At 74.5% G+C, this 15,537-nt stretch carries 14 protein-coding genes and 1 pseudogene; 5 read left to right on the top strand and 10 right to left on the bottom strand.

Annotation, left to right across the window (positions count from 1 at the left end; all coding sequences use genetic code 11):
* Positions 1-41 precede the first annotated feature (41 nt).
* The 3 genes from ABD308_RS17775 to ABD308_RS17765 form a co-directional block, all read right to left on the bottom strand.
* A complete protein-coding gene (locus ABD308_RS17775; RefSeq protein WP_425554790.1) occupies positions 42-764 on the bottom strand; it encodes a DUF305 domain-containing protein in 723 nt (240 codons plus the stop codon).
* A complete protein-coding gene (locus ABD308_RS17770; RefSeq protein WP_344335498.1) occupies positions 761-1,447 on the bottom strand; it encodes a thioredoxin-like domain-containing protein in 687 nt (228 codons plus the stop codon). The genes ABD308_RS17775 and ABD308_RS17770 overlap by 4 nt, the downstream gene beginning before the upstream one ends.
* A gap of 136 nt (positions 1,448-1,583) precedes the next feature.
* Positions 1,584-2,150: a hypothetical protein gene (locus tag ABD308_RS17765; protein WP_344335495.1), complete on the bottom strand. Its 567-nt coding sequence runs from the start codon at positions 2,148-2,150 to the stop codon at positions 1,584-1,586.
* A gap of 253 nt (positions 2,151-2,403) precedes the next feature.
* Between ABD308_RS17765 and ABD308_RS17760 the strand changes: the two genes are divergently transcribed.
* Entirely contained in the window at positions 2,404-3,972 is a 1,569-nt protein-coding gene (locus ABD308_RS17760; RefSeq protein ID WP_344335492.1) for a PP2C family serine/threonine-protein phosphatase, read from the top strand.
* A 26-nt stretch (positions 3,973-3,998) separates the two neighbouring features.
* Entirely contained in the window at positions 3,999-4,616 is a 618-nt protein-coding gene (locus ABD308_RS17755) for a DUF1707 SHOCT-like domain-containing protein (RefSeq protein WP_344335489.1), read from the top strand.
* 4 nt (positions 4,617-4,620) lie between these two features.
* Here ABD308_RS17755 and ABD308_RS17750 read toward each other — a convergent pair whose 3' ends face one another.
* The gene (locus ABD308_RS17750; RefSeq protein ID WP_344335486.1) at positions 4,621-5,235 is read right to left on the bottom strand and encodes a TetR family transcriptional regulator C-terminal domain-containing protein; all 615 of its coding nucleotides are present in this window, start codon (positions 5,233-5,235) and stop codon (positions 4,621-4,623) included.
* A gap of 142 nt (positions 5,236-5,377) precedes the next feature.
* On the opposite strand from ABD308_RS17750, the gene ABD308_RS17745 reads away from it, so the two are divergent.
* A complete protein-coding gene (locus tag ABD308_RS17745) occupies positions 5,378-5,602 on the top strand; it encodes a hypothetical protein (RefSeq protein ID WP_344335483.1) in 225 nt (74 codons plus the stop codon).
* 3 nt (positions 5,603-5,605) lie between these two features.
* On the opposite strand, the gene ABD308_RS17740 is transcribed toward ABD308_RS17745, so the two are convergent.
* Genes ABD308_RS17740 through ABD308_RS17730 form a run of 3 tightly spaced genes read right to left on the bottom strand, consistent with a single transcriptional unit; the run spans position 5,606 to position 9,101 of the window.
* The gene (locus ABD308_RS17740; protein ID WP_344335480.1) at positions 5,606-6,649 is read right to left on the bottom strand and encodes an agmatine deiminase family protein; all 1,044 of its coding nucleotides are present in this window, start codon (positions 6,647-6,649) and stop codon (positions 5,606-5,608) included.
* Positions 6,650-6,678: 29 nt separating this feature from the next.
* Complete coding sequence (locus ABD308_RS17735; protein ID WP_425554789.1) at positions 6,679-8,394, bottom strand: urease subunit alpha; 1,716 nt, start codon at positions 8,392-8,394, stop codon at positions 6,679-6,681.
* Positions 8,391-9,101: an urease subunit gamma gene (locus tag ABD308_RS17730; protein WP_344335477.1), complete on the bottom strand. Its 711-nt coding sequence runs from the start codon at positions 9,099-9,101 to the stop codon at positions 8,391-8,393. The genes ABD308_RS17735 and ABD308_RS17730 overlap by 4 nt, the downstream gene beginning before the upstream one ends.
* Positions 9,102-9,529: 428 nt before the next feature.
* Here ABD308_RS17730 and ABD308_RS17725 point away from each other — a divergent pair, with 428 nt between their 5' ends.
* The gene (locus tag ABD308_RS17725) at positions 9,530-10,021 is read left to right on the top strand and encodes an ATP-binding protein (RefSeq protein ID WP_344335476.1); all 492 of its coding nucleotides are present in this window, start codon (positions 9,530-9,532) and stop codon (positions 10,019-10,021) included.
* A 323-nt stretch (positions 10,022-10,344) separates the two neighbouring features.
* Positions 10,345-12,594 (top strand): ATP-binding SpoIIE family protein phosphatase, encoded by a 2,250-nt coding sequence (locus tag ABD308_RS17720; RefSeq protein ID WP_344335473.1) that lies wholly within the window; start codon positions 10,345-10,347, stop codon positions 12,592-12,594.
* A 14-nt stretch (positions 12,595-12,608) separates the two neighbouring features.
* On the opposite strand, the gene ABD308_RS17715 is transcribed toward ABD308_RS17720, so the two are convergent.
* From ABD308_RS17715 to ABD308_RS17705, 3 genes and pseudogenes are all read right to left on the bottom strand, one after another.
* Positions 12,609-13,667, bottom strand: a complete 1,059-nt coding sequence (locus ABD308_RS17715) for a DUF2637 domain-containing protein (RefSeq protein WP_344335470.1) — start codon at positions 13,665-13,667, stop codon at positions 12,609-12,611.
* Positions 13,668-14,103: 436 nt separating this feature from the next.
* Positions 14,104-14,871: a hypothetical protein gene (locus ABD308_RS17710; protein ID WP_344335467.1), complete on the bottom strand. Its 768-nt coding sequence runs from the start codon at positions 14,869-14,871 to the stop codon at positions 14,104-14,106.
* A gap of 273 nt (positions 14,872-15,144) precedes the next feature.
* Positions 15,145-15,537 (bottom strand): annotated as a pseudogene (locus ABD308_RS17705) (hypothetical protein); the annotation flags it as partial.

Here is a 15,537-nt window from a genome sequence, read left to right as displayed (position 1 = left end):
CACCGCCCCGGCCGTGAGTTCGCCGTGCGGGGTCGCGCGCTTCAGGAGGCGGGCACGCCGGGGGCGGCGCCGCGCTCCTGCAGCATGTCGGTGATCAGGCCGATCTCCGAGGTCTGGCCGGCCACCATCGACTGGGCGAGCCGCTTCTCGGTCGCGTTGTCCGCCATGTCGACATAGCCCTGGGCCATCTCCACGCCGCCCTTGTGGTGCTCCAGCATCAGCTGCAGGTAGAACACCTCGGCGTCCCGCCCGCTCAGCGAACGGAGCTTGGCGAGCTGCGTGTTGGTGGCCATGCCGGGCATCAGCGAGCCGTCGTGCGCCTGGTAGTCGGCGCCGTGGCCGTGGCCGCCCATCGACATCCAGGCCATCGGCTTGGCCGGGGAGTGCTGGGTGAGCCCCCACTGGTCGAGCCAGCCCATCATCATGCCGCGCTGGTTGGCCTGGGTGTTGATGATGTCGAAGGCCAGGGTGCGGGTCGACTCGTCCGAGGTCCGGTCGCGGACGATGAACGACAGGTCCACCGCCTGCTGGTGGTGGGTCGACATGTCGCGGGCGAACCCGGCCTCCGGCGAGTCGTCCGCCGGCGCGCTGACCGAGGAGGTCCCGGAGGCGGACGTCCCGCCCGCCACCAGGGCCGGCACGCCGAGCGCGAGGGCGAGCGCGGCGGCCAGCGCGGCCGGCCACCAGATCCGCCGGCGCGAGGCCGCGCGGTCCGTCGCCGCCACGTCCTCCGCGGGCTCGGCGCTCTCCTCGGTGGCGGTCACATCGCCCCCATCGTGCAGGAGGCGCCCGGCTCCTGGGTCTGCTTGCCCTGGACGTACTTGGTGAAGAACTGGTTCACCCGCGGGTCGCTGGCGCTGTCCACGGTGAGCTGGGTCGACCAGGCGTTCAGGGTGATGGTGCCCTGCTCGTCCGGGTACGGGCTCATCAGCGAGTACGGGGTGGCCTTGACCTTCTCCGAGAGGGTCTTGATGTCGTCCGGGGTGGCCTTGCCGTTGTAGGTCACCCAGACCGCGCCGTGCTCCAGCGAGTGGACGGCGCGCTCGTTCTCGACCGGCTGGTCGTAGACGGTGCCCATGCAGTCCAGCCAGATCGCGTTGTGGTCGCCGCCGACCGGCGGGGTCTGCGGGTAGGTGACCTTCTCCTTGACGTGGTTGCGGCTCAGGTCGCCGAAGGTCTGCACGCCGTCGATCGGGGCCGCCGCGGCGGCCTCCTTGGCCTTCTTGTCCTTGTTGGCGTCGACCACGATCCAGGTGCCGGTGGCTATCGCCGCGATCACCAGCACGCCGGCGACCGAACCGGCAAGGATCTTGTTGCGGCGGTCGCGGCGCTGCTCGGCGGCGCGCAGCTCGGCGATCCGGGCGCGGCGGTCGTTGCTCGCCTGCTTGGCGCTGGGCTTGTTGCCCTGCGACTTGTTCGACTGCGTCTGCTTGGAGGCGGAACCCATGTGGTGTCCTTGTCCCCACCGCGCATCTGGCGCGGCGGTCTGAAAGAAGTGGCGGGAAGGGGCGGATCCGTCGGTCCCGCCCGCCCGGCGACGCGCTGGTCGGCGGGGAGGGGCCGGGGCCGGCGGCGGGTTCCGCTCAGGACCGGTGTACTTGGAGTTCGTGCAGGTCGGGCGCGGGGTGCGGGCCGACCAGCAGCCCGGCGGGCACCACCCGGGGCAGTGCCTCGGGGGCCTCCGTCAGGGTCGCCGCCACGGGTTGCGGGTGCGGCGGCGGGTTGGGGAGCTGGGCGTCCTGGGCGCAGTACGGGTGGCTGGAGCAGCCGTTGTTGCGGTGCGGCGGGTCGCCGTCGACCGAGCACCAGGTCCAGTGCCGGTGGCTCTCCGAGCGGATCCGGTCGCCGAGGGTCTGCGGCGCGGTGGCCGGACCGGTGGCGGCGTCGCCGCGGAGGTGGGCCGGGGCTCCGGTGGCGGTGTCGGCCGAAGTGGCGCCGACCCCGGTGGCGTCGACCGCAGGCCCGGCCGGGGGACCCGCCGGGACGGTCACCGGGAGGCCGGTCCGCTCGGCCGTGACCGCCTTGGCGTGTGCCGTGCAGGGCAGCGCCGTGAGCAGTCCGACCAGCAGCAGGATCCACAGCGCACCCACCGGGCGGACCACGGGTGCGGCCCTCCCCGGTCGGGGGTAGCTGGGGGCCGACGCGGTCATGCGCACATTTAATCAGCCGAACGAGTGAAGCGATCCCTCTCCCAGGCCCTCATTTTCCTCGCGGGAACGGCCGGAATACCCCGGAAACGCCCTCGTCGGGGCGGTTCGGTCGACTGCGGGAGGAACGGAAACGAAACGGGCGGAGAACCCGGTGATCGATATCGGCCGATGTGCGCGCGGTTGTCATCGAAACCCGGACAGGGCCGTTGCGCTTGGGGACAATGACGTCGAGCCAGCGACCAGGAGCCGCCAGATGACCAAGCAGGGTGCACCCGCGCAGCAGCAGCACCGGCCGGACGACGGCTGGTGGGACACGGTCTACGCGGGCCCGGCCGGCACCCTCCCCGACACCCCGGACGCCGATCCGGGGGAGGGCAGCGTCGACGACTGGTTCGAGACGGCGGCCGGGCTCATCGGGCAGCAGCGGAGCGCGCCCGGGGAGGCCGAGGCGTCCGGGGCACCTGAGGCGGCTTCGGCACCTGACGGCCGCGAGGCTTCTGAGGCCCTCGCGGTCCCCGAGGCCCCCGAGGCCCCCGTGCCTCCTGCGGCTCCCGGGGAGGAACTGCTGGAGCGGGACAGCATCGACGACTGGTTCGACACCGCCGTCGGCGTGATCGCCCCGCAGCCCCCGGCCGCCGACGAGACCCACCGCTTCCCCGCCCCCTTCTGGGCGGCGGACGCCCGGGTGCCGGAACCGCGCGCCAAGCCCGGGGCCGGGGCCCGGCCGGAGCCCGAACCCGGGCCCGAGCCGGTCGCCGTCGAGCCCGCACCCGCCGTCGAGCCGGCGCCCGAACCCGAACCCGAGCCCGTCGTCGAGCCCGAGCCGGAGCCCGTCGTCGAGCCCGAGCCCGAGCCCGAGCCCGCCGCCGAGGCACCAGCGCCGCGCCCGGCTCCCCGGCCCGGGCGGGGCGAGGACGCGCCCGCCGTGCCGCACGTCGGCGAGCGGCCGCCCACCTACGGTCCCGAGCCGACCGCCGTACCCGAGGCCGACCCCGGTTCGCTGGGCGGCGTCGTCCCCGACACCGTGCTGGAGGGCGCCCAGTACGCCGCCACCACGCTGCGGGCGGTCTCCGTCCGGGGCGACTCCGCCCGCTACCGGGGCGAGCCCCGGCGGGACTCGCTGCTGGTGACCCGGTTCGGCGAGGGGGCGGACGGCCTGCTGCTCGCGGTGCTGGGCGGCCTCGACCACGCGGGGCCCGCCGCCGAGCAGGTCGCCACCGCCGCCGCCGAGTCCTGCCGTCAACTCGCCGGCGCGGTCGGCCGCAGCCGCGAGGGCCTGGCCGCCGACCTCCGCGACGGCGCCCGCGACCGGCTCCGCTACGGCCTCCAGCGGCTCGCGTTAAGCGCCGTCGCCCCGCTCCGCGCCCTGGCTCCGGACGACCCGGACGACCCGGACGCCGAGCCGTCCCCGGCCTCGCTGCACTGCCTGCTGCTCTCCCTCGACCCGGAGGCCGGCTACCGGGCGGCGTTCGGCGTCGGTCCGGGCGGGCTGTACCTGCTGCGCTCCGGCCACTGGATCGACGCCTACGCGGCCCGGCTGCTGCACCAGCCCGACGGCCAGTCGCCGGTCCCGGAGACCCAGGCGCCGGACCCGCGCCCGTTCCGTTTCCGGATGGTCCCGGCGACCCCGGGCGACATCCTGCTGCTGTGCACCCCGGGCCTGGCCCGCCCGATCACCGACGAACCGGCCGTCGCCCACTTCCTGGCCTCCCACTGGGCGCACCCCCACCCCCCGGGCACCGTGGACTTCCTCCGCCAGGTCCAGGTCCGCGCCAAGGGGTACGCCGACGACCGCACCGCGGCCGCCATCTGGACCGAATAGCCCCCCGGCTACCTATCCTTACGGCCATGACCGTCCAGCCTCCGGAGAGTTCTCCGAACCCCGTTCCCCCGGGTGACATCCGCGCCTCCCACGACGACCGGGAGGCCGTGGTGGCGCACCTGCGCGACGCGGCGGCCGAGGGGCGCATCGACCTCGACGAGCTGGACGACCGCCTGGAGCGGGCGCTGAAGTCGAAGACCCACGGCGAGCTGGCCGTCCTGATCGCCGACCTGCCCAGCCGGAACCCGGTGGAGGGCCGGCAGCCGCTGGTCCTCAGGGGCGGCATGGCTGGTACGTCGTGCGGTCCCGGACGCTGGGAGGTGCCCGGCCGGGTGATCGCGTACGGGGGCCTCGGGGGCGTGAAGATCGACTTCACCCGGGTCGAGTGCCACTTCACGGAGGTGGCGGTGGAGGCGTACGGGGAGATGGCCGGCGTCACGATCGTCGTCCCCGACGCCTGGGCCGTGGACGCCGCCGGTGTGGATCCCGGCATGGGGGGCCTGAAGGACAGGACCACGCCCGACCGGCTCCCGGGGACCCCGCTGATCCGGCTGACCGGGTCCGGCGGCATGGGGGGAGTGGTCGTCCGCCACCCCAACCGCCGGGAACGGCGCAAGCTGCAGAGCAACCCGGCGCAGGCCTAGCCAGCTAGCCGGCCGCCTCCCCGGCGCCGAGGAGGGTGTCGCAGGCCGTGGCGGCGAGGTGCCGGGCGCGGGGGCGGTCGGCGCCGGGGAGGCCCAGGGCGAGGGGGACGGCGAGGCCGTCCAGGAGGGCGCGGATCTGGATGGCGCGCTCGGTGGCGTCGCCGGGGGCGAAGCGGGCGGTGGCGGTGCCCTCCTCGATCAGGGCGACCAGGTCGGCCTGCCAGGGCGCCTCGATCTCCAGCTGCCCCCGCCGCAGCTCCTCGCTGGCGGGGGAGCGCCCCCACACCTCGACCCAGAGGATCCAGCGCGGATCCCCCGGGCCCTCCGGGAGGTAGAGCGCGGTGTACTCGTCCAGCCGCCGCCGCGCGCCGCGGCCGCCGTCGGCGAGCATCGCCCGGCGGCGGGCGCCGAGCTGCTCCTCGCTCCACCGGAGGGTCTCCAGCAGCAGCTGGTCCTTGCTGCCGAAGTAGTAGAGCAGGTGCCCGGCGCTCATCTGGAGCTGCTTGCCGAGGCCGGCCATGGTGAGTTTGGCGAGCCCGTGCTCGGCGATCGCGGCGCGCGCGGTGGCGAAGACCTCCTCGCGGGGGCGGGCGGGTCGGCGCGGGCGGGCGTCGGCCATCGGTGCTGCTCCTCCGGGCTCAAGGGGGCCTTCACGATACCGACCGTGGCGGACGGGCCACGGAGCGGGACGTCGGGCGGTTCGGGGCCCGGCTCCTGCGGGTACGAACCGACCAGGATGTTCCCGACCTCAGGGGGTGGCCATGGCCACGATGATCGCCCTGTTCGCCGGTCTCGCCGTTCTGGTGACCGGCCTGGCGGTGTACCTCCACCGGCGCCCCGGCGGCCCCACCGAGAACCTCGACGGGGTGCTGGCCGAGCAGGAGCGGCTGGCCGGGCTGCGGGCCCTCCGCTCCTCCTACAGCTCGATCGCGATGCACAGTTCCCACGGACTCACCACCGACGACCTGGGGAGGTACCACCGATAGGAATCAGGCCTTCGGCTGCTGCTGCGTGATGCAGTGGATGCCGCCGCCGTTGGCGAAGATCTCGCGCGCGTCGACCAGTTCGACCGTGCGGCCGGGGTAGGCCTCGGCCAGGACGGCGGCGGCCTGCTGGTCGCGCGGGTCGTCGAAGGCGCACAGCACCACGGCGCCGTTGGCGACGTAGTGGTTGATGTACGAGTAGTCGACCGGCTCGCCCTCCTCGTCCAGCAGGACGGTGGGGGCGGGCAGCTCGACGACCTCCAGCCGGCGGCCCTGGGCGTCGGTGGAGGCCCGCAGGATCGCCACCAGCTCCTGGCACACCTCGTGGTCGGGGTGCGCCGGGTCCGGCTGGACGTGGGCGACGACGACGCCGGGGCGGACGAAGGAGGCGACGATGTCGATGTGCCCGCGGGTGCCGAACTCGTCGTAGTCGCGGGTGAGCCCGCGCGGCAGCCAGATCGCCTTGGTGGTGCCGAGGAAGGCGTGCAGCTCGGCCTCGACCTGCTCCTTGGTCCAGTCGGCGTTGCGGCCCTCGCCGAGCTGGACGGTCTCGGTGACGAGCACGGTGCCCTCGCCGTCGACGTGGATGCCGCCGCCCTCGTTGATGAGCCGGGAGGCGAACCGCTGGACCCCGGTCAGCTCGCTGACGTGCTCGGCGACGTGCTCGTCCTTGTCCCAGCGGGCCCAGGACTGCGCGCCCCAGCCGTTGAAGATCCAGTCGGTGGCGGCCAGCCCGCCCTCGCCGTCGACCAGGAAGGTCGGGCCGATGTCGCGCATCCAGGCGTCGTTCAGCGGGCGCTCGACGATCTCGACCGCGTCGGCGACGTACTTGCGGGCCTCCGCGGTCTCGCCGGTGTTCACGACCAGGGTGACCGGCTCGTACCGGACGATGGTGTTGGCGACGTTCGCCCAGGCCTCGCGCGCCGCGTGCAGGTGCTCCGGCGTGTCGAAGGTCGGGTTGTCGGTCGGGAAGGCCATCCAGGTGCGGTCGTGCGGGTGCCACTCGGCGGGCATCCGGTAGCCGAGCGAGGCGGGGGTGGCGGTGGTCATCGCGGCGTCCTTCGGTGGGGCGGGGAGGGTCAGAGGAAGTAGAGGCGGCTGAGCGAGACGCTCTCGGCGGGCTCGGAACGCAGCGGGGCGCCGTCGAGCGAGACCAGGCCGGTCTCGGTGACCTCGACGCGGCCGGTCCGGGCGTTGCGCACCATGTCGCGCGGGCCGATGCCGCGGGTGCCCCGGACGCCGACGCGCCGGCGCCGGGTGGGCAGGCCGTCGGCGGGGCGGTCGAGGTAGGCGGCGTCGGCGGCGGCCTGGGCGACGAAGGCGACCGAGATGTCGGCGGCGGTGGCGCCGTGCGCGCCGAACTGCGGGCCGAGCACCAGGGGCTCGCAGCGGTCGGTGGAGGCGTTGGGGTCGCCGACCACGCCGTAGGCGGGGAAGCCGGACTTGAGGACCAGCTGCGGCTTGGCGCCGAAGTGGTCCGGGCGCCACAGCACGATGTCGGCGAGCTTGCCGATCTCGATCGAGCCGACCTCGTGGGCCAGGCCGTGGGCGATGGCGGGGTTGATGGTGAGCTTGGCGATGTAGCGCAGCACGCGCTCGTTGTCGTCGCCGCTCTCGACGGTGCCGAAGCCGCCGTCCAGCGGGCCGAGCTCGGCCTTCATCTTGCCGGCCATGGCGAAGGTGCGGCGAACGGTCTCGCCGGCCCGGCCCATGCCCTGGGCGTCGGAGGAGGTGATGCCGATGACGCCCAGGTCGTGCAGCACGTCCTCGGCGCCCATCGTGCCGGCCCGGATGCGGTCGCGGGCCATCGCGGCGTCGCCGGGCAGGTCGGTCTTGAGGTCGTGCGCGGAGACGATCATGTCGAAGTGCTCGCCCAGCGCGTCCCGGCCGAACGGCAGGGTGGGGTTGGTGGAGGAGCCGATGACGTTCGGCACGCCCGCCATCTTGAGCACGTTGGGCACGTGGCCGCCGCCGCAGCCCTCGATGTGGAAGGCGTGGATGGTCCGGCCCTCCAGCACCTTGAGGGTGTCCTCGACGGAGAGGCACTCGTTGAGGCCGTCGGTGTGCAGGGCGACCTGGACGTCGTACTCCTCGGCGACCCGCAGCGCGGTGTCCAGGGCGCGGGTGTGGGCGCCCATGTCCTCGTGCACCTTGAAGCCGGAGGCGCCGCCCTCGGCCAGGGCCTCGATCAGCGGGGCCTCGTCGGAGGAGGAGCCGCGGCCGAGGAAGCCGATGTTGACCGGCCAGGCGTCGAAGGCGTTGAAGGCGTGCCGCAGCGCCCACGGCGAGTTGACGCCGACGCCCCAGACCGGGCCGAACTCCTGGCCGATGATCGTGGTGACGCCGGAGGCGAGCGAGGCCTCCATGATCCGCGGCGACAGCAGGTGGACGTGGGTGTCGATGGCGCCGGCGGTGGCGATCATGCCCTCGCCGGAGACGATCGTCGTCCCGGTGCCGACGACCACGTCGACGCCGTCCATGGTGTCGGGGTTGCCGGCCCGGCCGATCGAGGCGATCCGGCCGGCGATCAGGCCGATCGAGGTCTTGCGGATGCCCTGGACCGCGTCGATCACCAGGACGTTGCTGATCACCACGTCGCAGGTGTCGCGGACGGCGGCGGGCTTGAGGTGCAGGCCGTCGCGGGCGGTCTTGCCGAAGCCGGCCAGGAACTCGTCGCCCGGCGCCTGCGAGTCGGACTCGACGCGGACGATCAGCCCGGAGTCGCCGAGCCGGATCCGGTCGCCGGCGCGCGGGCCGTGCACGGAGATGTAGTCGAGGGGGGTGATGGACGTCACGACTCGACCTCCGCGTCGTCGAAGTGGGTGAGGTAGCCGGTGGCGCGGGCCTTGGCCAGCGCGGCCTCCTTGGCGCCCGGGGCGTCCAGCGGGCCGTCGACCAGGCCGGCGAAGCCGATCGCGACCCGCGCGCCGCCGATCGGGACGAGGCCGACCTCGACGGTGGCGCCCGGGTCGAAGCGCACCGAGGAGCCGGCCGGGATCGCCAGGTGGGTGCCGTAGGCGGCGGCGCGGTCGAAGGCCAGGCGCGGGTTGGCCTCGAAGAAGTGGAAGTGCGAGGTGACCGAGATCGGCACCCCGGAGGTGTTGTGGACGGGCACCACGACGCTCTCCTCGACCGGGTCGTAGCCGGCGCCGTCGCCGAGCAGCGCGCCGCCGGGGGCGCCGTCGCCGAGTGAGCCGGCGCCCCGGAACGGGTCGTTGACCACGGCGAGGCGGGTGCCGTCGTCGAAGACCGCCTCGACCTGGACCACGGTGACCACGTCGGGCACGCCGGGCAGCACGTCCTCGGCGCTGAGCACCGAGCGGCCGGCCTCGATGGCCTCGGCGAGGCGCCGGCCGTCCCGGGCGGCCTCGCAGACGGTGTCGGCGATCAGCGCGGTCGCCTCGGGGATGTTGAGGCGGACGCCTCGGGCGCGGCGGGCGCGGGCCAGCTCGGCTGCTGTGAAGATCAGCAGCCGGTCCCGCTCGGTGGGGGTCAGTCGCACGGTTCCTCGCTCGCGGTCGCCGGGAGAGGGGGGTGAGGGTTTTTAGAACAGCGTTCAAACATCTCCGGCCATTGAACCCGGAGCCGCCCGCCCTGTCCAGCCTTGCCGTTCCCGCGCCGATCGGCCCGTCGGCGGACCCGGCACGGCGGCGCCGGAGGGTCGAAAACCGCCCGTACGCTTCGCAAACCCGTCCGTCGCGGGCAGTTGGATCACGTGAAGCGCCCCGTGCCCCCTTCACCCCAGGTGATCGCCGGGGCGCTGTTCCAAATGCCGAAAGCTGGGCATGAGGATGATTGGTCAGTACCAAGGGGGCCGACCGACCGGCGGGGGATCCGGACCGGCGGCCAGGAACGAGGGCGGGGGCAGGGGTGATGGACGGTCAATCGCGATTCCCGCGGCAGCGGACAAGTTCGGGGGGAGCCTTCCGGGTGACCGGGAGCCAGGGAGCCCCGGCGGGCGCGGCCGGCCCCGCGAACGCGGTGGGCGCGGCGGGCGTCACCCTGCCGGGCGTACCGGCGCCGGGGTGCGCGCTCAATCGCCGGCTCCACCTGGCGCTGGAGGCCGCCGACCTGGTCGGCGTCGGTGCGGTCCGCCACCGGCTGCGCGCCGCGCTCGGCCTGTGGGGCGTGCCCGAGCTGGCCGACACCGCCGAACTGCTCACCTCCGAACTGGTCACCAACGCGCTGCGGCACACCGGTCAGGGCGCGGTCTTCGACGCCGTGCTCACCGGCGACCAGCGGCTGCGCGTCGAGGTCCACGACGGCGCGGCCCGGCTGCCCGGCCGGCGCCGCGACCCGGACATGTACGCCACCTCCGGCCGCGGGCTGCTGCTGGTCGAGGCGCTCGCCGATTCCTGGGGCGTCCAGCTGCGCGGCGACGGCAAGGTCACCTGGTTCGAACTGGCCACCGTCGGCGCCTGAGTCCGCGCGGCCCCGGGTTCCGGGTGGCCGCGCCGCCCCGTTCCGGCCGGGGCTGACGCCGTTTGTCGTACGAGCACTGTTCGCTATCGAACGATGCCGGGAAGTGAAGGCGGAAGGCAAGATTTCCGGCCCGTTGCCATTGCCGCTCGGCCGAACATTGGCCAGGATGGTGGGAATGTGTGCCCACGTGCGAGATGCGGCGGGGAAAGACCACCTCGACCACTGACCGCCCGTCGGCGCGCGACCGTCGAGCACCACCCACATACGCCACGCGGCCCGTCCGGACGGTCGGCGCGGTCCGTCACGGCAGCGGCAGGAGCAGCATGCCCACAGAGTCCGAGTCACCGGGGCCGGCCCTTCCTACCGGTCCGTCCACGACCGGCTCCGGGCGGGCCAGACCCCCCGCGCAGGCGGCCCGGCGGCACTCGCTGCGCACCGCCCCCGGCCTCGCGGCCGGCCGGCTGGCGCCGATGCTCCCCGGCGGCCTGCCGCCCTCCCAGGGCGACACCACGCCGGACTGGCTGGAGCCGGCGATGGCCGCCAACGGCATCGGCTCCTTCGACTGGGACATCCGCCGCGACATCCTGGAGGGCGACCAGCGCGCCTGCACCATCGTCGGCCTCGACGCCGTCGAGAAGGGCCGCTTCGACCGCTCCTCCGCCTCCTTCCTGGCCCTGCTCCACCCCGAGGACGCCCCCGTGGTGCGCCGCCGGGTCGAGCGCGCCGTCGCCGAACTCGGCCAGTGCGGCGCCTACTACCGCACGGTCGGCCCGAACGGCGCCATGCGGGCCGTACGGTTCCGCGGCCGGGTGCTCGCCGACGCCTTCGGCCGCGCCTCCCGGATGGTCGGTTTCGTCTGGGACGCCACCGTCGAACTGCACAAGCGCGACCGCGCCGACCGGCTCGCCCTGCTGCGCGAGGAGCGCTCCCGCTTCATCAAGGAGGCCGCCCGGGCGCTCTCCGAGGCGGTCACCGTGCGCGACGTCGCCCGGGTCTTCACCGAGCTGCCGCTGCCCGGCCTGCCGCCGGACGGCCTGGTGCTCGCCTCCTTCGAGGCCGGCCGGGTGCAGATCCTCGGGGCCTCCGGCTACCGCACCGACGAGCTGGCCGGCTACGACCGCTCGATGCTGCCGCCGAGCCACCCCGCCGCCGAGGCGCTGCGGGGCCGCGCCCCGGTGTTCTGCGCCAGCCGCGAGGAGTACCGCGAGCGCTACCCCGACGTCTGGGAGCAGGCCCGGCGCACCACCCGCAGCTCCTGGGCCTTCCTGCCGCTGGTCGCCAGCGGCCGGGCGATCGGCGTCTGCGTGGTCAGTTTCGACGACGACCGCCGGCTCGACGCCGACGAGCGCACCCTGCTCTCCACCCTCGGCGGCCTGGTCGCCCAGTCCCTGGCCAGGGCCCGGCTGCACGACGCCGAGCACGAGCTGGCGGCCGGCCTGCAGCGCGTGATGCTGCCGCGCACCGTGCCCTCCGTACCCGGCGTCACCACCGCCGTCCGCTACCTGGCGGCCGGCTCCGGCCTGCAGATCGGCGGCGACTGGTACGACGTGGTGCCGCTGCCCGGCGGCCACGTCGGCCTGGTGATCGGCGACGTCCAGGGCCATGACGTGCACGCCGCCGGCATCATGGGCCAGCTGCGGATCGCCCTGCGCGCCTACGCCGCCGAGGGCCACCCGCCCGCCGCGGTGATGGCCCGGGCCTCCCGCTTCCTCGCCGACCTCGACACCGACCACTTCGCCACCTGCACCTACGCCGAGGTCAACGTCGACTACGGCGTCGTCTACGCCGTCCGGGCCGGCCACCTCGACCCGGTGGTCCGGCGCGGCGACGGCACCGCCGCGAGCGTCCCGGTGGCCGGCGGGCTGCCGCTCGGCATCGCCCCGGACGAGGAGTACCGGGTCACCCGGTTCAGCCTCGACCCGGGCGAGACCGTGGTGCTCTGCACCGACGGCCTGGTCGAGGCGCGCGGCATGGACCTCGACGAGGGCGTCGCCCGGCTCACCGCGGTGCTCTCCGAACCGCTCGCCGACCCGGCCGGGACCGGCCGCGACCCGCTGGACGAGCTCGCCGACCGGATCGCCTCGCAGGCCGCCGACTCCAGCGAGCGCGAGGACGACATAGCGCTGCTCCTGCTGCGCTGGGACGGCCCCGAGGGCGGTCTGGCGGCCCAGCAGCTGCGCCGCCGGATCGGCCAGGCCGACCTCGCCCGGATCGCCGAGGTCCGCGCCGAACTGCGCGACGCGCTGCGCCGCTGGGGCGTGGCCGAGCTGATCGACACCGCCGAACTGCTCTCCTCCGAGCTGGTCACCAACGCCATCCGGCACACCGACCGGGACGCCATGTTCACCGCCCGCCTCTACCGGGAGTCGGCCGCGGACGGCGGCCGGGCGCGGCTGCGGGTCGAGGTGGAGGACGAGTCGGACCTCTGGCCGACCCGCCGCACACCGGGGGAGCAGGCCTCCTCCGGGCGCGGGCTGATGCTGGTCGAGGCGCTGGCCGACGGCTGGGGCGTGGAGCCCCGGGGGTCGGGCAAGCGGATGTGGTTCGAGCTCAGCGTGACGCCCGCGGAGTAGCGGCTACCGGGGCGTCAGCCGAACTGCTGCTCCAGGTCCTTCAGCTTCTTCTCCAGGTCGTCCAGCCGGGGCAGCGGCATGGTGTCGTCCTCCGTGGTGAGGTCCACGGTGCGCCGCTCCGGCCTGGCCGGCAGGCCCGGCTGGGTGAAGGTGCCCTCGACGGCGGGCCGCTCCGGTCCGGGGCCGCCCGTCCCGCCGTCGGGGGCGCTCGCTATGGCGGACTCCGGGCCGGACTCCAGCTGCCGGGCCGCCGGCGGGGACGCGCCGCCGCCACCGCGCTGGCGCCAGACGCTGTTGGTGCGGTTGATCGCCCGGATCTCGGCCCGCTCCCGGCGCCCCGCCAGTTTGCGGCGCTCCTTCTCCCTGGTCCGCTCGCGCTTGTCGTCGCGGACGTCCTCGACCGCCTCGTCCAGGGTGCGGACGTTCTCCAGCAGCATCAGTGACCAGGCCGCGTAGGTCTCGCGCGGGGCGCGCAGCCAGCGGACGATCCGGATCTGAGGCAGCGGACGGGGGACGAGCCCCTGCTCGCGCAGCGCGGCCCGGCGGGTCTGCTTGAGCGCGCGGTCGAACAGCACGGCGGCCGAGAGCGACATCCCCGCGAAGAACTGCGGCGCGCCGGCGTGGCCGAGGCCGCGCGGGGCGTGCACCCAGTTGAACCAGGCCGAGGCCCCGGCGAACAGCCAGACCAGCAGCCGGGAGCCGAGCGCCGCGTCGCCGTGGCTGGCCTCGCGGACGGCGAGCACCGAGCAGAACATCGCCGCGCCGTCCAGGCCGAACGGCACCAGGTACTCCCAGCCGCCGGACAGGTTGAGGTTCTGCACCCCGAAGCCGACCAGGCCGTGGAAGGAGAGCGCGGCGGCCACGGCCGCGCAGCAGAACAGCAGCGTGTACGAGGCCCCGCCGTACAGGGACTCCTTGCGGCGGCGGCGTTCCTCGGCCCGCTCCCAGGAATCCGCGGCCTTTCCGCCGCTCGCGGCTCCCCGGTTCCGGGCCAGGGCCACCAGGAGTGCGCTGACCAGCAGCACCGCAACGCCGGTGATGGCCCAACCAAGCGGTATGTCGGACAATTTCATCGCCTGGACCAGCCTCGCTTTCCTGCGTCGTCGTGATGGCGGGGACCATCATGACGGATGCCCGGGCGGGGAATGACTGATTTCCTGTCAATGCACCGGGGAGAGGGATTTCTGGCGAGGGATAAGTCTCATCGTCGTATTTATAGGGAAAAGGGGAGGCGGGAATTCCGGAGGCCGCCCCGACCTCCGTCAGCCGCGTACGACGCGGGGGCGGTCGGCGCACATCGCCTCGATCCGCGCCGTGTGGACGTGGCGGCGGCCGGCCCGGTAGCGCCCGGGGCGTTCGGTGTGCGCCGGGGCGCCGGACGCCGGGGCGGTGAATCCAGCGCCCGGCGTGAAGGGCGCGCACTCCGGCGCGCCGGGGCCGGGTGGAGCGCGGGAACGGCGAGGCGAACCCGGCCGGGTCACTGCTCGACCCGGCCAGGTTAGGCTCACCTTAGCTGATCGGCCCTTGGGCCTGCCTCTCGACGTGTCCGTCGGGAGGAGCGCCCGACGCGCGGCCCGCGCCCAGTTGGCGGGCGAGCCAGACCGGCACGCCCCCGAGCGCCTGCACCAGCCGGGCCGCCTCCGCCCGCAGCCGCGCGGCCTCGGCCGGTTCGGACACCTCGGCCAGCGCCGCCAGCGCCGGCGCCACCCCCACCGTGAAGCCCAACTGCTCGCGCAGCCGCAGCGAGGCGTCGAACCCCTCCCGCGCCCGCTCGTGGTCCCCGGCGGCGAGCGCCAGCGCGGCCAGGTGGCGCCAGGTCGAGGAGCGGAGCAGTTCGTCACCGCGCTCGCCCGCGCCCTCGTGCGCCCGCCGGTAGGCGATCCAGGCCGCCGTCGGGTCGCGCAGCAGGTTCTCCGCGACCAGCCCCCGCCGGAAGTCCAGCAGCGGCCGGCCCGGCGCGTCCGGTGGCAGCAGCGCCGAGGTGCGGCCGAGCGCGGCCTGTGCCTCGTCCAGCCGGTCGCGGGCGCCGAGCACACTGGCCACGTACGCCAGGAAACCCCGGGCGCAGGCCGCCGCCGCGCGCTGCTCGGTGGTCGCCGCGACGGCCTCGGCCAGCCGCAGCGCCTGTTCGGCCTGGCTCCAGTTGGCGGCGGTGAACAGGCACTGCTCGATCAGCAGTTCGGCCCTGACGAGCGCCGCCGCCGGGTCGCGCTCGGCGGCCGGCCGTAACAGGTCGGCGGCCTCCCGCCAGCACGCCCGGGACCGCAGTCGCCACACGGTGTCCCCCGGCTCCGGAGGCGCCGCCGGCCCCCGTGCGTCCCGGCCACTAGGGCCCCATCCGTGCTCCGACAACGCCACCTCCTTGTGTGCGCCATCCAGCAGGAAGCGGGCCCCTCCCCACTCGTGGCATGACGCGCCACAGGCCCGCGCTGTGGCGGCAATTCAACACGGGGGCGAGCTTGTGCACCAGATCACGAGCGGAGGTTGTTGCGCCCGGACGGACTTTCGTCTAAACGATCAGCGGGCGGCGGGACGGGCCCCGGGCGGGCGTCAGGACGTCCAGCCGGTCTCCATCAGGGCCTCCGCGGCGCCGTTCGCGGGCTGCGGCACACCCGCCAGGTCCAGGCTGAACAGGGCCACCAGCAGCTGTTCCCCCCGCACCGTGGCCTGGTGCGAATAGCCCGCGAGAGTGAACATCGCGGCGGCCATCTCCTCCGCGTGCAGGGTCTGCAGCCACAGGCACTCGACCGACTTCACGTCGGCCGGCTCGGTCCAGGTGTCCACCTGGGCGACCATCCGGCTGCCCAGCAGGGTGACCCCGTCGCGCTCCTGGGCCTCCGTCAGCTCCAGGTCGTCGAAGCCCAGCCACTCCAGGTAGCGGGCCGCGGTGAACACCGCGTCCTGGGAGGTCCGCACCGGGTGCGGGCGGAACGGCGCGCGCCG

It is taken from the genome of Kitasatospora putterlickiae (assembly GCF_039527695.1).
GTDB classification, from domain to species: domain Bacteria; phylum Actinomycetota; class Actinomycetes; order Streptomycetales; family Streptomycetaceae; genus Kitasatospora; species Kitasatospora putterlickiae.
The sequence above is the reverse complement of the archived record's forward strand: the minus strand, read 5'-3'. Positions and strand labels throughout refer to the sequence as shown.